Source organism: Pseudarthrobacter sp. RHLT3-21 (assembly GCF_059383495.1).
The window spans coordinates 1-15,230 of the sequence record NZ_JBWZCI010000026.1; the positions used below are offsets into that span (position 1 = coordinate 1).

Annotated in this window: 13 protein-coding genes and 4 pseudogenes; 4 read left to right on the top strand and 13 right to left on the bottom strand. The window is 63.8% G+C overall.

The annotated features are described in order from the left end of the window. Nucleotides 1–252 (top strand): DNA-binding protein (locus AC50YA_RS19740; RefSeq protein ID WP_494983899.1); only part of this gene is annotated, 252 nt, incomplete at its 5' end. Nucleotides 253–570: 318 nt separating this feature from the next. Here the strand turns inward: AC50YA_RS19740 and AC50YA_RS19745 are convergent. Continuing rightward, on the bottom strand, nucleotides 571–954 hold the full coding sequence (locus tag AC50YA_RS19745; protein ID WP_494983900.1) for a MerR family transcriptional regulator: 384 nt from the start codon (nucleotides 952–954) through the stop codon (nucleotides 571–573). 179 nt (nucleotides 955–1,133) lie between these two features. On the opposite strand from AC50YA_RS19745, the gene AC50YA_RS19750 reads away from it, so the two are divergent. Further along, nucleotides 1,134–2,657, top strand: a complete 1,524-nt coding sequence (locus AC50YA_RS19750) for a SulP family inorganic anion transporter (protein ID WP_494983901.1) — start codon at nucleotides 1,134–1,136, stop codon at nucleotides 2,655–2,657. A 77-nt stretch (nucleotides 2,658–2,734) separates the two neighbouring features. On the opposite strand, the gene nhaA is transcribed toward AC50YA_RS19750, so the two are convergent. From nhaA to AC50YA_RS19770, 4 genes and pseudogenes are all read right to left on the bottom strand, one after another. After that, complete coding sequence (nhaA, locus tag AC50YA_RS19755) at nucleotides 2,735–4,078, bottom strand: Na+/H+ antiporter NhaA (RefSeq protein ID WP_494983902.1); 1,344 nt, start codon at nucleotides 4,076–4,078, stop codon at nucleotides 2,735–2,737. A 695-nt stretch (nucleotides 4,079–4,773) separates the two neighbouring features. Then, nucleotides 4,774–5,259 (bottom strand): hypothetical protein, encoded by a 486-nt coding sequence (locus AC50YA_RS19760; RefSeq protein ID WP_494983903.1) that lies wholly within the window; start codon nucleotides 5,257–5,259, stop codon nucleotides 4,774–4,776. Beyond that, nucleotides 5,256–5,735 (bottom strand): ester cyclase, encoded by a 480-nt coding sequence (locus AC50YA_RS19765; protein WP_494983946.1) that lies wholly within the window; start codon nucleotides 5,733–5,735, stop codon nucleotides 5,256–5,258. Before AC50YA_RS19765 ends, AC50YA_RS19760 begins: the two co-directional genes overlap by 4 nt. Nucleotides 5,736–5,960: 225 nt before the next feature. Next, nucleotides 5,961–6,044: pseudogene (locus AC50YA_RS19770) on the bottom strand (LexA family transcriptional regulator); the annotation flags it as partial. A 423-nt stretch (nucleotides 6,045–6,467) separates the two neighbouring features. On the opposite strand from AC50YA_RS19770, the pseudogene AC50YA_RS19775 reads away from it, so the two are divergent. Both AC50YA_RS19775 and AC50YA_RS19780 read left to right on the top strand, forming a co-directional pair. Then, a pseudogene (locus tag AC50YA_RS19775) lies at nucleotides 6,468–6,827 on the top strand (chorismate-binding protein); the annotation flags it as partial. Then, nucleotides 6,825–7,817: pseudogene (locus AC50YA_RS19780) on the top strand (IS110 family RNA-guided transposase); the annotation flags it as partial. The pseudogenes AC50YA_RS19775 and AC50YA_RS19780, both read left to right, overlap by 3 nt. A gap of 347 nt (nucleotides 7,818–8,164) precedes the next feature. Here AC50YA_RS19780 and AC50YA_RS19785 read toward each other — a convergent pair. From AC50YA_RS19785 to AC50YA_RS19820, 8 genes and pseudogenes are all read right to left on the bottom strand, one after another. Next, nucleotides 8,165–8,374: pseudogene (locus AC50YA_RS19785) on the bottom strand (thiamine pyrophosphate-binding protein); the annotation flags it as partial. A 225-nt stretch (nucleotides 8,375–8,599) separates the two neighbouring features. Further along, a complete protein-coding gene (lhgO, locus tag AC50YA_RS19790) occupies nucleotides 8,600–9,814 on the bottom strand; it encodes an L-2-hydroxyglutarate oxidase (protein ID WP_494983904.1) in 1,215 nt (404 codons plus the stop codon). 3 nt (nucleotides 9,815–9,817) lie between these two features. Further along, nucleotides 9,818–10,789, bottom strand: coding sequence for an ornithine cyclodeaminase family protein (locus AC50YA_RS19795; RefSeq protein WP_494983905.1), 972 nt, complete (start codon nucleotides 10,787–10,789; stop codon nucleotides 9,818–9,820). Between the two features lie 9 nt (nucleotides 10,790–10,798). Next, nucleotides 10,799–11,839 carry a zinc-dependent alcohol dehydrogenase gene (locus AC50YA_RS19800; protein WP_494983906.1) on the bottom strand — a complete coding sequence of 347 codons (1,041 nt, stop codon included), beginning with the start codon at nucleotides 11,837–11,839 and terminating at the stop codon, nucleotides 10,799–10,801. After that, nucleotides 11,829–12,533, bottom strand: a complete 705-nt coding sequence (locus AC50YA_RS19805; protein WP_494983907.1) for an ABC transporter ATP-binding protein — start codon at nucleotides 12,531–12,533, stop codon at nucleotides 11,829–11,831. The genes AC50YA_RS19800 and AC50YA_RS19805 overlap by 11 nt, the downstream gene beginning before the upstream one ends. A 9-nt stretch (nucleotides 12,534–12,542) precedes the next feature. Then, a complete protein-coding gene (locus AC50YA_RS19810) occupies nucleotides 12,543–13,265 on the bottom strand; it encodes an ABC transporter ATP-binding protein (protein WP_494983908.1) in 723 nt (240 codons plus the stop codon). Nucleotides 13,266–13,271: 6 nt separating this feature from the next. Continuing rightward, nucleotides 13,272–14,333, bottom strand: coding sequence for a branched-chain amino acid ABC transporter permease (locus AC50YA_RS19815; protein WP_494983909.1), 1,062 nt, complete (start codon nucleotides 14,331–14,333; stop codon nucleotides 13,272–13,274). Next, a complete protein-coding gene (locus tag AC50YA_RS19820) occupies nucleotides 14,330–15,217 on the bottom strand; it encodes a branched-chain amino acid ABC transporter permease (RefSeq protein ID WP_494983910.1) in 888 nt (295 codons plus the stop codon). The genes AC50YA_RS19815 and AC50YA_RS19820 overlap by 4 nt, the downstream gene beginning before the upstream one ends. Nucleotides 15,218–15,230 lie beyond the last annotated feature (13 nt).

Sequence of the window (15,230 nt, forward strand, 5' to 3'; positions counted from 1 at the left end):
CTGCGCAGCCGCAGACCAGATCAGTGCCGAGCGGAGCCCACCGTCTCCACGGTGCGCGAGCTGGCCGGTGTAAGCAACGCCGATGCCACGCGGTACCTCACGGCATGGAGATTGGAGCACCTTGCAGCCGCGGGCAAGATCGCGGCCACCCCGCGGCCCGTCACCGAGCTGGCAGTGCGCATGGCCGGAGTGGTCTGGGCTGAGGCGGCAACGGCTGATGACGCCAGGCGCTTAGAGGTGGAGAAGACGTGACGGGAAAAGCGTGACCACAAGGCCGGGAGATCCACGAGCTGCCCGCTGAACTGGACCAACTCGCCCTGGCCCGGGAGCCGGACCCGCAGAACCACCATCCCAGGCTGCGATTTAACCGCCAAACGAAGTTAACAGTCCTACAGATCCTCAGTAGGTGGGATTCTGCTGGAGAGCCTCGGACGCTCCGTGCTGCTCAACTGCGGCAGAGACGGGAACAACGGTAAGGGGCGTGGATCGGCGAGCACGCCAAATAGCGCCGCGAAAAGAGCGCCAAATAGCTCTGCCGCTCACAGTTTGGACTCCGGCACGCACGCTTTGTCAGGACTCGCCGCTGAGCCTTTGAATGAACTCATCGGCCTGATCCAGGTTCCGCGCCATCTTTGCCCGCTGGTAGACGGCCTTCTCCAGGAACCCCGCCAGTCTGCAGGCGGCATCATTGCTTGATCCTTCACCCTCCTGGACTGCCAGGATGCCGAGGATCTCGGCCATTTCCTCCAGCGAGAATCCCAGCGGTTTCATCTGCTTAATGACCAAGAGGCGTGCGAAGTCATCCTCGGTATAGACGCGGAAGCCCCCGTCGGTCCGTGCCGTGGCCGGCAGGAGCCCGACATCGTCGTAGTGGCGGATGGTCCGCAGGGACAGGCCTGTCCGTTCTGCCAGTTCACCAATGTGCATCGTGTTGGTGCTCGTCTTGGCTGTCATCAGGGGCCTCCATCCTGTTCCGATTCAAACTCTACCATCACGTTAGGGTAGAGTTTATGTTGAGTGGTGAGACCTTCAAGGGTAGTTCCCGCTCTTCCCGGCGCGGAGCGGCCCCCCTTCATTCTTCGAAAAAGCGAAGCCGCATGCCTGCGTCTTCCTAACCATGAACGGAGCCAGCAATGGCCGTCAAAACCGCAGGGGAAGCCCCCGCCTACACCCCTGAACAGCTGCAGTCTGTCCGGGAAACACTCAAGTCGCCACGCAGGCTCAAGACCGAAGTCCTCGCCGGACTGGTCGTCGCACTGGCGTTGATCCCGGAAGCCATAGCCTTCTCGATCATTGCCGGCGTCGATCCGCGGATCGGGCTCTTTGCCTCCTTCACCATGGCCGTGACGATTGCCTTCGTCGGCGGCCGGCCGGCCATGATCTCGGCCGCGACCGGCGCGATCGCGCTGGTCATTGCCCCGCTGGTGAAGTCCCACGGCGTGGACTATTTCATTGCAGCCGTCATCCTGGCCGGGATCTTCCAGATCATCCTGGGCGTTTCCGGGGTCGCGAAGCTGATGCGCTTCATTCCGCGCTCCGTGATGGTGGGCTTCGTCAACGCCCTGGCCATCCTGATCTTCATGTCCCAGGTTGCCGAACTGATCAATGTTCCGTGGCTGGTCTATCCGCTGGTGGCGCTGGCGCTGGTGATCGTGTTCGGTCTGCCGAGTCTAACCAAGGCAGTGCCTGCCCCGCTGGTCGCCATCATCGTGCTGACACTCATCACGGTCTTTGCCTCCGTAGCTGTCCCGACCGTGGGCGACAAAGGCGACCTGCCAGAATCGTTGCCGTCGCTGTTCATCCCCAACGTCCCGTTCAGCCTCGAGACCCTGCAAATCATCTTCCCCTTCGCCCTCGCCATGGCGTTCGTTGGCCTGCTTGAATCCCTGATGACCGCCAAGCTCGTGGACGATGTCACGGACACCCGCTCCCACAAGACCCGTGAAGCCTGGGGCCAGGGCGTGGCGAACATCGTCACCGGATTCACCGGCGGCATGGGTGGCTGTGCAATGATCGGCCAGACCATGATCAACGTCAAAGTCTCCGGGGCCCGCACCCGGATCTCCACCTTTCTCGCCGGCGTCTTCCTGCTCATCCTCGTCGTCGCCCTCGGGGATCAAGTTTCCGTGATCCCGATGGCCGCCCTGGTCGCGGTCATGATCTTCGTTTCCTGGGCCACGTTCGACTGGCACAGCATCCACCCCCGAACCCTGAAGTTGATGCCCAAGAGCGAAACCCTGGTCATGGTCGCCACCGTCATCGTCACCGTTGCCACCCACAACCTCGCCATAGGCGTCGGCGTCGGTGTCCTCGTCGCCATGGTGCTGTTCGCCCGCCGGGTCGCGCACTTCGTGACCGTCGAGCGCACCGTCACCACAGTCGACGGTCACGAGACCGCCACCTACGTCGTGGACGGCGAGCTGTTCTTCGCCTCCTCCAACGAGCTCTACTCCCAGTTCGAATACGCGCTGGACCCTGAGCACGTCATCATCGATATGCACTTCTCCCACCTCTGGGACGCGTCCACCATCGCCGCCCTGGACGCCATCACGGAAAAATACCGCCAGCACGGCACGGACGTGAAAATCATCGGGCTCAACGATGCCAGCGTCCTGATGCGCGAACGCCTTGGCGGGAAACTCGGCGCCGGCCACTGACCCCGCAGCCGCCTTAACCCGGAAGGTCCCCTACCGCATGGCCGGTAGGGAACCCTTTTTGTGTATGGACCGGTGGGTCAGGGGCGGCGGTCTTCTTCGTAAACGTCCGGGATGCCGTCCTGGTCAGTGTCGGTGGCCTCTTCCGCCTCCACGGCACGGTACTGACGGTTCCGGGCACCCAGCACCGCCGATGCCAGGAGGGCGGCCAGCAGCGACGCGGCGAGGATCCCGACCTTGGCGTGGTCATCGTGGGCGCTGCCTTGTCCGAAGCTCAGCTCCGCCACGAGGAGCGAAACCGTGAAGCCGATTCCGGCCAAAAGGGACACCCCGAACACATCAATCCACTTCAAGGACCGGTCCAGAGACGCTCTGGTGGCCTTTGTGAGGAGCCAGGTGGTGCCCAGGATCCCGACTGGTTTGCCCAACACCAACGCCACGATGATGCCGATGGCTACGGGGTCAGTCACAGCTGAGATCAGACCGTCCCAGCCACCCACGGCGACGCCGGCGGCGAAGAAAGCAAAGACAGGGACCGCGATGCCGGCGGAAATCGGCCGGAACCGGTGTTCGAAGATCTCAGAGAGGCCAGGACCCGCAGAGGGGCCGCCGCTGGCCTGCGACCGGATCACAGGGACGGCGAACCCCAGCAGCACACCGGCGACCGTGGCATGGATACCGGAGGCATGCACCAATGCCCAAGTGATAACGCCCAGCGGAAGAAGGATCACCCACGCTGCAGCGGGCCTGGTGCCAAAGAACCGGCGGTACCTCTGCGCCAGGAAGGTGTAAAGCGCCAGCGGAACGAGGGCCAGCAGCAGCGGCCCGGCCTGGATGTCGGACGAATAGAACACCGCGATGATGCTGATGGCCAGAAGGTCATCGACCACGGCCAAAGTGAGCAGGAAGATCCGCAGCGCACTGGGCAGGTGCGAACCGATGATCGCCAACACAGCCACGGCGAAAGCGATGTCCGTTGCCGTAGGGATAGCCCAGCCCCGCAGGGTCTCTGGACTGGTGAGATTGATCAGCGCATAAATAACTGCAGGGACTGCAACGCCTCCGACAGCCGCTGCAATGGGCACCACGGATTTACTGAATTGGCGAAGGTCTCCGGCCACGAACTCACGTTTGAGTTCCAGCCCCACGAGGAAGAAGAAGATCGCCAACAATCCGTCGGCAGCCCAGGCCCCCAGACTGAGTTCCAGGTGCCACGGCTCGAAACCGATGCGGAAGTCGCGCAGTGCGAAGTAGCTATCGGAAACCGGGGAATTTGCCCAGATCAGGGCAATGACCGCTGCGGCGACCAACAAGATGCCACCGACGGTTTCCTTCCGCAGGATCTCGCCGATGCGCAGCACTTCGGCGTAGCTTCCCCGTCCCAAAACGGAGGAGCGCGGTGGAATAGACGGATTCTTACTCATGAAGGTGTCCTAACAAATGGGTCGACAAAGAACATGCCGACCAGACTTCCCGGCTCACCTCCAGCCAGTCTACCGCCCACATCGCCCCAGGACCGGCAGGCGGTACATGGTGGTAGCAGACCTAAGTGGAGCCGAGTATGACCGTCACGCCAGGGCCAAAAACTCTTGACACAGTCACTCGGACGGCTCGAATGGGTCCCACCTCGCTGCGGACTTTCAGTCGGAGCTGATTTGCATGTTCTTCCACCAGTGGCCGGTTATGGCGATGCCAAGCACGGAGACCTCTACTCCGAAAAGGAGAATATGCTCGCCTTCGCCGGGCTGATTTTGTCAATCCGACTTGAGCCCACTTTGGTGGGAAATCGCAGCTTGATCGGGGCCCGCCATGAACGAGGTCGCGGACGCGTTGGGGCCCCGGAATGTGACAGTTCCGTTAGGCCGATCCCGGCGGGGCGCCGGGTACTCGAAATCAGGGGACCGAGTGCCGCCTGCTGCCAGATAAGAACACCCCTGATCCCGGACCCTTGTGGATGGACGGGGTTACTGCGCCCTTTGAGGGGGGGGCAATCGCTGTCTCACCGGCGTGTTGCCGGGTATCGGATTCCCGGGTTTTCTGCGCCCCGGCCAGAAATCCCGAAAACGGTTTGGACGGTCGGGGGCGCAACGGGGAAGTCTTCCCGTTGCGCCCCGGCGGGTCAAAGCGGGCCGGAGGCGGCCGGGTCCAGGGCGTGCAGCGCGGCGCCTGTCACGATGCCGTAGGCCAGGTGCGGGATGATGTCGCTGGCCCAGTCCGCGGGAGACCAGGTGCGGGGATCGGTAATTCCGAGAACGGTCATGGGACCGTTGCTGCCGATCAGTGCGCCGGCCGCCGCAGTCAGTGACGAACCGAGGAGTCCTGGCCGGTATCCGGCCTCCCGGACAAGGCCGAGGACCGCTCCGACTCCGGCGCCGACGACAAGTCCTGTCAGCGGGCCGAGCCCGGCTAGCCGGTTCGTGCGTTCTTCCTCGTTGCCGGGGATCCTCACGCCTGTGACGTCGGCCAGTTTTTCGACGGTGGCCTCGGGTGTGCTGCTGGCGGGGCGGGCACGCCAGACCATGTCCAGGTAGGTGAGGGTGTTCAGGGCTGTGGTCCCGGCGGCGCCTGCCGCGGCCCCGGTGGCCAGTGCGCGGACGATTTTCATGGCTGCGGGGACAGCCCGAGTTGGGTGAGCATGCCCAGCTGGTCGCTGCTTCCCCAGCGTTCGACGAGTTTGCCGTCTTGGAAGCGTCCGATCTGCATGCCCCGGATTTTGAAGCTCTTGCCGGTGGGCGGGTGGCCCATCAGCGGCCCCTGATGTGTCCCGGTGATCGTGTAGGCGAACGCGACGTCGACGTCGGTGGCTGTGAGGTGTTCGACGTCGAGGTGCAGATCCGGAAAAGAAAAGCGCAACCCTGTGAACAGGTCCTTGAATCCCTGCGGGCCCGGTCCTTGTCCCGGTGCCGGGTCGTGGTCGACACAGCCGGCCGCGACGACGTCGTCGAATTCTTCGAGTTTGCCGCTGTTTACAGCGGCGCCGAAGCGCTCCTGGGCGTGGATATTGGCGTCCCTGGTCATGAATCCTCCGTTTATGGTTATCAGGCCGGTCCGTGCGGAACGGTCCTGGTTGTCATCTGTCATCGTGCGCGCTGGTCTGCCCGGGAGCAAGGGCAGTGGGATCGGGTTCGCCGGGCCTGCCTTGGTCCGGGACTCCAGGCCGGCGGGCCCGGCGGCACGGGTGGACGTGTCAGCGGGCAGGTCCTGGCGGGTTCGCCGGAGGAGTGTCAGCGCGGCGGCGGCGAGGACCGCGGCTGCTTCGGCGAGGGCGGTGAGGGTTTTCTCGAAGAACCAGACGGGTTCGTACAGCGACGGGTACCCGGCCGCGACGGTTACCGGACAAATCAGCACCGACAACAACGATGCGCCCGCATCTATCACTCGGGGACCCACACAACAACGCCCACAACACACCTTTATTCGAATATATGTTCGATTAATTCAGTCTACTGGTGTGGGCCGACAAAAGAACCATCGACCGCGTCTGGTCCGGCCCGGCAGGACGGGTCGCACGCCAATGGGGACAGCGCAGCCTGAGCTGTGCGGAGGGCTCCACCTGCCCCCAATGGGTACAAGCCGGCGGGGCCCTCCTGCTGCAACGACGTCCAGCACTAAGTCACCTCCCGCTTCGAGCGCTGCGACACTTCCCCGCGGGGGAGCCGGGGGAGACAGCGCCGGCCACCTGACGTGACTGAGGCTCGATAAATGACGGCCACCCGCCGGAACGGCATCAGGTTTTGACCGCCTGCTTGGCAGCGCGGTTTCTTTTGTTGGTATGAAGAAGCCCCCGCGCGAATCTAGGACTCAAGCGTGGGGGCTGCCAATCCGGAGCATGACAGGCAGTTGCGGGAGGACCTGGCGACCTCGCTGAAGGACCGTGCCGAGAACATCATGATTGTGGATCTGCTGAGGAACGATCTCAGCCACTTTGCCGAACCCGGGTCCGTAACGGTCAGTCGACTGTGTGAGATCGAAAGCTACGCCACGGTGCGCCAGATGGTCAGCACCATCGATGCCCGGCTGCTGCCTCGTGCACCACGGGCGGAGGCCGTCGCCGCGTGCTTTCCGGCGGGATCCATGACGGGCGCCCCCAAGATCAGCACCATGGCCATCCTCGACCGGCTGGAGGAAAAACCACGAGGACTCTATTCCGGCGCTGTGGGGTACTTTTCCCTGCTGGTCAATGCCCGCCACGCCAGAAATCTCCCGGGCCGGAAGACGGACGTTTCCGACGCCCAATGGCTCGCCGAGCTGGGCGCCCACGGGCTCGTGCGCGGATCCTTTGTCCCGCCGGAGCATATCCGTGTCCTGCGTGACCTCACCCGGTCCAGAACGACCTTCGTGGCCGAAAGGACCCGGGAAATCCAGCGGCTGGAGAAGCTGCTCGAAGACGCGTGCATCAAGTTCACCTCCGTGGCAACCAAGACCCTGGGCGCTTCCGGCCGCGCCATTCTCGAATCGCTCATTGGCGGAGAGCGCGATCTCGCGGTGCTGGCGGATCTGGCCCAGCGAAGGCTCCGTGCCAAGATTCCCGCGCTGACCGAAGCGCTCAACGGCAGGTTCAATGACCACCATGCCTTCGCGGCCCGGATGCACCTGGACCAAATCGATGCCCTTAACCAAAGAATCGACAGCCTCAGCCAGCGGATCACAACCCTCATCGAACCGCTGTCATCAACCCTGGATCTGCTTGAAACAATCCCGGGGGTCAGCCGGAGGGTTGCCGAGGTCATCGTCGCCGAAACCGGCGCCGACATGGGCCAGTTCCCCACCCCGGCCCAGCTGGCATCGTGGGCAGGAGTGTGTCCGGGGCACAATGAGTCCGCCGGAAAAGTGAAATCCAGTCACGCCCGGCCGGGAAATTCCCATCTCAAAGGCGCCCTCGGCATCGCCGCGATGGCGGCGTCCCGCACCGGCGGCACCTATTTCCAGGCACGCTACAAGAGGCTCACCTCACGCAGGGGACCCATGCGGGCGCTGGTGGCGGTCGAGCACTCGCTCATCACGGCAATCTGGCACATGCTCACCAACGGGACCGTCTTCGAGGACCTGGGCGCGGACCACTTCCAGCGAACCCATGAAAGCAGCACCCGGCGCAAGGCCATCAACCAGCTGCACCAGCTTGGCTACGAAGTCGAGCTCAAACCCGTCTCCTTAGCGCAGTAACACGTCACAACAGGCACGGAACCGTCCTCAGCCCACGACGACGGGCCATCTGGCCATGTCCTCCCAACGCCACCAGCCCTCACCTCACCAGTTGTTTTCACGTCAGACATGGGACACGCTGCGGCGGCGTCCGCGGCTTGTGCCGGACGTGAAACGGATCCAGGCGCCCTGACCTACAGGGAGCAGTTTTCTTCTGCACCCACGACTGGCGCTCTCGCCGATTACTGGATGATCCCGTTTGAGAACTCATTGCCGATTCGACGTCTCACGGCGTTCAAGGGACAGCGCAACTTTGCCGGCCTTTGGTGGTGCGCCACGAACAAAAAGCACGTTGGCTTCGAATCCTGGGCGCCACCCTCATGACGGCAAACAAGCGTATCAATCGTCGAGCCGTGCAGTCCGTCCAGCACATCTAGGAAGCTTTCCCCGGGGACCACGTGGGCTCGCTTGACGCCGTGTGCGACAAGGGAGTCAACGATGACATGCCCGGCAGACTTGACTGTGGCACCTACTACAGGACGCGGGCTGGAGCGTGGAGCCAACGTCGCCTGCCTCATCGGGTGTGCACCTTCACGCTTCGGCCCAAGGAGGACACCTGGGCTGCCCGGTGCCTGCTCAGGGGACCGCCAGGTGTTGGGTGGGTGGAGCCCGATAACGTCATTGTTGGCTTCTCTCTCTATTGCTGCTCATGTCTGCCGAGCCTTTGCAGGCCGGTCCCCGCCGGAGGTGTTCGTGGCTTGACCTATCGAGGCTTTCACCATTCCGGATACCCTGATTTCTCCCTAAGAGCGCTCCACTCTGGGAGTGATTTTCAGGTATTCCTTCAGTACGTAGTCGGCGATGGACATCGCGGAGGTCGCCGCCGGTGACGGCGCGTTGCGAAGTAATGTCACTTGACCGACCTGGTCGACGGCAAAGTCGTCAAGAAGTGAGCCATCCTTGTCCCAAGCCTGGGCGCGCACGCCTGATGCCGCCTTGGAAACGAGATCCCTTGACTGCAGATCGGGGACGAACTTGCGGGCCTCTTGGAAGTAAAGCGGTTTGACCAGCGACGAGGATATCTCGCGCACACCCATGAGCCAGTGCTGCTTAGCCAATGCTGCAGCGCCGGGCCACCGGATCGATTCGAGTGTGTCCTTCAGCGAAATCTTGCCCCAGCTGTAGCCCTCGCGGGCCAGCGCCGGCACAGCATTTGGGCCTACGTGGACCTCGTCGTAGACGCCACGGGTGAAGTGAACACCCAGGAATGGGAAGCGTGGATCCGGCACCGGGTAGATCATGCCCTTGACGAGGTCCCTCCGGTCCGTGGCCATCATCCAGTACTCACCGCGGAACGGCAGTATCTTCGGCGACGGTGAGGCCCCGACCATCTTGGCGACGACGTCTGACTGCAGGCCGGCACAGACGATCAACCGGTCAAAGGAGTGGGCGCCCGCAGTGGTGGAGACATTGACAGTCCCGCCGGCGTTGTTCACGGCGGTGACCTCTTGTCCCAGCATGATCCTGCCGCCAGCGCGGCGGACGTCCTCGGCCAGGGCCTCGGTGATTGCCGCGTAGTCAACGACCGCAGTCTCAGGGGAATGCACTGCAGCGACACCGGCGACGTGGGGTTCTATCTCACGCATTTCCTGGGCGTTCAGCCGTTTCAAGCCCGGGACCTGGTTCTCACGGGCACGTCGCTCGATTTCGTCGAGTTTTGGCAGGTCCGCGTCGGTCACGGCGACGACGAGCTTGCCTAGCTCACGGTAAGGCAGGTTGCGTTCCTGGCAGAACTCGCGGGTCAGCTGTCGTCCGCGGGCGCAGAGTGTCGCCTTGAGTGAGCCGGGCTGGTAGTAAAGGCCTGCGTGCACCACCCCTGAATTGTGTCCCGTCTGGTGTTGCGCGACTCGTGATTCCTTCTCGAGGACCGTCACGTCGAAGTCTCCGGTTCTCATCAGGGCTCGCGCGATCGCGATTCCGACGATGCCGCCGCCTACGATGCCGATGCGTTCAGCCATTTCTTATCGCCTTCCTTCTGTCGGGGCGCCATCGATGGGCAGCGTAACGCCTCGCCCGGCCCCCTGTGCTTTGGTGTAGAGAATCTGTGCCAGCGCCGTGTCCCATGTGCCCAGCCCGTGGGACACGAAAGCAGTCATCTGGTGCGGGTCGGTCCGGACGCGGCCGGTGCCGAGCAGTGAATCGCCGAGCGTCCCGACATCAGCCCAGCTAATCGCGCCCTGGGCGGCTGCTCGTAGGAGCGTGCCCGACTCGCGCTTGGCCTGTTCGATATCGTCCGTGACCAAAACGTCCATTGCTGCCAGGACCTCCGGCGCTGCCTCGGCGTTGCCGGGGTTGTTCGAACCGGCGAAAATGTAGTGCGTCCCCCCGCGGAGGTGTTTAGGGTGGACGAGCGGGTCAACCGCGCTGGTCGTGGTGACCACAATGTCCGCATCGTCCACGGCGTCTTCGACGCTCGACGCAACGCGCGCCTTCACTCCTGAATCCGCGGTGAGGGTAGCGGCGAAAGTCTCGGCCCTCGATGTGTTCCGTCCGTAGACCGCCACCTCTGTGATGCCGGTGGCGGCGACAATCGCCTCGACTTGGGTTCGGGCCTGGTAGCCGGTGCCGATCATGGCGAGGCGCCGGGAATCCGGACGAGCCAGTACACGGGATGAAACGCCGCTGGCTGCGCCTGTGCGAAGTTGGCCGATACGGTCGGCCTCGCAAAGCGCCAGAAGAGTGCCCTCGTGGTCAAACAGCAGGATCCAGAACTTGGCGGCTCCGCCTCCGGTGACATAGATCTTCGCGCCAGCCCCGGTGTCTGCCATCGAGCCACCGAGTAGGTTGAGGTTCAGCCCATTCATGCTTGCGCGTGAACGCGGGGCAACGGCCGCGGTGCCTTTGGAGACACTGCTGAGAGCTTGATCCACGGCTGTCAGCGCGTCGTGGATGGTCAACAGCTCCAATGCGTCCTGCTCAGTCAGATAAATCATGGGTTCCTTTCAGTCCTGCTCGACCGGACCGCCGGTGGGCAACACGACGGCCTTGATGAGCTCTGCGCGCTCTGTGCGGTTCATTGCTTCCACGCTTTCGTCCAGCGAAAACAGCGAAACCATTTGTTCGAGCGTTCCGCGAAATTCGGTGACCATGGCGGTCCCGCTCGAATAGTCTTCACGGGTGTAGCCGTAGGAGCCGTGGATCGATAGTCCCTTGCGCACGACCTGGTTCAGGTCAACCTCAGGTAGCCGTCCATACATCGCCGGCATGACGATGCGCCCTTGCATCCGGGTCGCCGTGATCGCGCTTGCGAGGGCAGGCCCGGCGCCGGACGCTTCGACCCAGTGGTGTGCGAGTTCACGCTCGCCTACCGGGTTTCCGATGCGCATACCCAGGGTCCGGGCGAAGTCGAGCCGGGCTTCGCCACCTGTCTCCGGCCCGTACATCACGACGTCGGCGCCGCGTCGTATGCACTCGAGCCCGCAGAGCAGACCGATTGTGCCTGGGCCTGAGATGCCCACGTGTTGTCCGGTCAGGTCCGCATCCAACACCCGGAGCGCCTGAAGTACGATGGAGGCGGGTTCGATGAGAATCGCCAAGTGCGGTTCCAATTCCGCCGGAACAGGCCAGAGCCGGGAGGCGGCGACAATAAAGTAGCCCGCTAAGCCGCCGTCGCAGTGCAGACCGAAGCAGGTGCGGTCCAGGCAGTAGTTGCTGCGCCCGGATTCACATTCGGTGCATTGGCCGCACCCGTCGATCGCGATCACGACCACGCGTGCGCCGAGAAGTTCCTCCCCATCTGCGTCGGCGACTGCGACGACCGTGCCGCAGACCTCGTGGCCGAGCGTGACAGGAGTCTGCACCCATTCATAGCCGACGTCGCTGCGTACGGCATGTACGTCGGATCCGCACAGGCCCACCGCCTCGGAGCGGACCAGGACTTGCCCGGCCCCGGGGACCGGGACCGGCACCTGCTCCACGCCGAAGTCGCGCGGCACCTGACTGCGCTTGCGCAGTGCGGCCATCGTGCTGGGGCTAGTGGCCAAGGTAGGACTCCCGGACGACATCGCTCTCGCGCAGCTCGGCTGCCGAGCCCGAAACGCGGGTGATGCCGCCGTCGATGATTGTGCCGAAGTCGGCGACCTCCAGGGCATTCTTGACGTGTTGCTCCACCAGAAGGACCGACATTCCCGTGGCGGCGATGTCCCTGACAATCGTGAACATTTGCTTGACAATGACCGGTGCCAGTCCCAGGGACATCTCGTCGATCATGAGCACCTTGGGGTTGGCCATGAGCCCGCGACCAACGGCGCACATTTGCTGCTCGCCGCCGGACATCAACCCGGCTTCCTGCTTCCGCCGTTCGGCCAGCTTCGGGAAGTGGTCGTAGATCTCGTTGAGCCGTTCGGTCGTCTTTCGGTCCTTGCGCTGGGTGTATCCGCCCAGGATCAGGTTGTCTTCGACTGTCATGGTGTTGAAGAGTCGGCGGCCTTCCGGAACGTGCACGATGCCCATGGCCACGCGTTCCTGCGGAGACGTTTTGGTGATGTCTCGTCCCTCGAACGTGATCGTCCCGGTCGCTGCAGGGATGAGGCCGCTGATGACCCGCAGGGTCGTCGACTTGCCTGCAGCGTTGGGGCCGAGGAAGGCCGTTACGCCGTGGGCTGGAAGGTTCAGGCTGACGTCCTCGAGGGCCTGGGCGTCGCCGTAGTAGGCGGAGATGTTCTTTACCTCAAGCATGTTGTTGCCTCACTCCTCGGGTCCGAGGTACGCCTCGATGACTTTGGGGTCCTTGATCACGGTCGCGGGATCGCCCTCCGCGATGACTTTTCCGTGGTCGAGCACCATCATTCGGTCGGATACTTCCATCACCGCGGAGACGATGTGCTCGATCATCAGGATCGCGACGCCGCGGTCCCGCACGGTGGTGACGAACGGCAGCACGTCGATGACCTCCCGGCTGTTAAGTCCGGCGAGGACCTCGTCGAGCAGCAGCAGCTTCGGCTCGGTCGCGAGTGCCCGGGCCACCTCGACCCGCTTGCGCTGGGCCAGGGTCAGCGCCTCGGTCGGGGTGTCGGCGAGCTGGGCGATGCCGAGGTCGCCGAGCAGCTCGAGGGCCTTCCGGTGCGCCTTCGAGACCCCGGAGTCGTGGACCAGAAGCGGGACCATGACGTTTTCCGCGACGGACATTCCCTTGAACGGCCGGACCACTTGGAAGGTGCGCCCCACGCCGAGGCGCGCCCTGGTGGCGGGGTCGGTGCGCGTGATGTCGCGGTCATCGAAGGCCACCGACCCGGTGTCGGGCAGGAACATCCCGGACAGCAGATTGAAGAACGAGGTCTTGCCGGCACCGTTGGGCCCGATGATCCCGATGATCTCCTGGTGGCCCAGCTCCAGCGACACTCCGTCGACCGCCTGGATGCCCCCGAATCGCTTGGTGACGTTATCGACGCTCAGCAGTGAGTTGCCCACGGCGGCTCACTCTCCTTCCGTGGTGGATGCGTTGCGGACCTTCGGGTCAGTCGCGGCGGGGGTTTGTGGAGGGGCGGCGGCGGAACGCGCGCCGCCCCGGCCGCTGCTGCCGCCGCGGCGGGCCCGGCGGGCAATGGACTTGAATCCCTCGACCAGGCCGCCGGGCATCAGCCGGACGATCACGATCAGTACCACGCCGTAGATCATGAAGTTCACGCCCTGGCTGGTGCCGGAGAACGTGACGCGCAGCCACTCTCCGAGCGGCGTCATGACGATCGCGCCGACGATCGGGCCGGCGATGATCCCCATGCCGCCGATGATGCCGTTCAGGGCTGGCTGGATCGAGTACAGCGTGGCGGAGAACTGCGTGTCCGGCTCGATGACGAAGAAGTACAGGGCGCCAAAGGCCCCGAAGGCTCCGGTCATGCCGGCGCTGATAATGAGGGCGCTCAGCTTGACCCGGTTGGTCCGCACGCCCAGCGCGCGCACCGCCTCCTCGTCCGTGGCCACGGCCCGCAGGTGGTAGCCCAGCTTCGACCGGTAGATCCAGATGGAGATGCCGATGGCGGCGAGCGTGAGGACCAGCGCGATGTAGTAGTACGGCTGGCGGGATTCGAAGGAGAGGTAGGCCAGTCCCTGCGTCGGCGGGGTGGTGATGCCGACGGAGCCGTTGGTGACCGGGACCGCCCAGATGGCGAGGAGGCGGAGCACCTCGACATAGGCCAGCGTGGCCAGTGTGAAGAACGGACCCCGCAGACGCAGCAGCGGAATGGCGAGGATCAGCGACCCCAGGGCCGCGAAGACGATGGCCGCCAGGATGCCGATCCACGGGTTGATCCCGTAGTCGACGTAGAGGATGCTCACCGTGTAGGCGCCGATGCCGAAGAAGGCGGCGTGGCCCAGGGACAGGATGCCGCCGAAAGCCATGATATTCCAGGCGACCGTGACGCCCATGAAGACCAGGGTCAGGACGCTGATGTGCAGCAGGTACTGGTCCTGCGTGAAAACCGGCAGGAGAAACGCCAGGACTGTCGGGACGATGATCCAGGGAAGGCTCAGCTTTTTCACTTCAATCCAACTTCCGCGTTCCGGGCCGATCCGCCGAAGATGCCCTGAGGGCGGACGATGAGCACCAAGATGAAGACGACGAAGACCGCGACCTGCTGGAGGGCTGGGTCGATGTAGGTACCGGCGATGGTTTCGACGATTCCGAGAATCAGTCCGCCGATGAGCGAACCGACCATGTTGCCCAGGCCGCCGAGCACAACGACGACGAAGGCGAGCAGCGTGAAGTGTGCCCCCACGAGGGGGTAGGCGGCCTGGAACGGCACGATCAGGGTGCCGGCGATGCCCGCGAGGGACACGCCGATCCCCATGGCCGCCAGGTAGTACTTCTTCACGGGAATGCCGATGAGGCCCGCGGTCTCGCGGTCTTCGACCAGCGCGTTGAGCACCTTGCCCATGAGTGTGCGCTTCATCATGTAGAACAGCGCAAAGACCAGGGCGAGGGCGACGACGAACGCGGTGAGGCGGCCGTAGGTCACACTGACGCCGAGGATGGTGAGGTTCTGCTCCGCCCAGGGGAAGTTGACGGTGCGGAACTGGCCGCCGAAGAGCCACAGCGCCAGGTTCTGCAGGAACACCGAGAGGCCCAGTGTCACGAAAATCTTCATGGTCGGCGAGGAGTCCTGCATCGGGCTCAGGATGAACTTCTGCAGCGCGACGCCGGCCAGGAACATCACCGGGGTGACGACGAACAGCGACACGTAAGGGTTCATGTTCCACGAGCTCCACATCCACCACGTCAGGTACATTCCCGCCATGACGAGCTCGCCGTGCGCGAAGTTGATGATCTTGACGACGCCGAAAATCAGGTTGAGGCCGACGGCCACGAGGGCGTATACGCCGCCGAGCATCAGGCCCGCGACCACTGTTTGTAAGAGATGATCCATCAGGGGCTCCTCT

Bases quoted from the DNA above. Each gene is read 5' to 3' on its own strand.
- AC50YA_RS19745 (WP_494983900.1), bottom strand. From the start codon at position 954: ATGACAGCCAAGACGAGCACCAACACGATGCACATTGGTGAACTGGCA.
- AC50YA_RS19750 (WP_494983901.1), top strand. From the start codon at position 1,134: ATGGCCGTCAAAACCGCAGGGGAAGCCCCCGCCTACACCCCTGAACAG.
- nhaA (WP_494983902.1), bottom strand. From the start codon at position 4,078: ATGAGTAAGAATCCGTCTATTCCACCGCGCTCCTCCGTTTTGGGACGG.
- AC50YA_RS19760 (WP_494983903.1), bottom strand. From the start codon at position 5,259: ATGAAAATCGTCCGCGCACTGGCCACCGGGGCCGCGGCAGGCGCCGCC.
- AC50YA_RS19765 (WP_494983946.1), bottom strand. From the start codon at position 5,735: ATGACAGATGACAACCAGGACCGTTCCGCACGGACCGGCCTGATAACC.
- lhgO (WP_494983904.1), bottom strand. From the start codon at position 9,814: ATGGCTGAACGCATCGGCATCGTAGGCGGCGGCATCGTCGGAATCGCG.
- AC50YA_RS19795 (WP_494983905.1), bottom strand. From the start codon at position 10,789: ATGATTTATCTGACTGAGCAGGACGCATTGGAGCTGTTGACCATCCAC.
- AC50YA_RS19805 (WP_494983907.1), bottom strand. From the start codon at position 12,533: ATGCTTGAGGTAAAGAACATCTCCGCCTACTACGGCGACGCCCAGGCC.
- AC50YA_RS19820 (WP_494983910.1), bottom strand. From the start codon at position 15,217: ATGGATCATCTCTTACAAACAGTGGTCGCGGGCCTGATGCTCGGCGGC.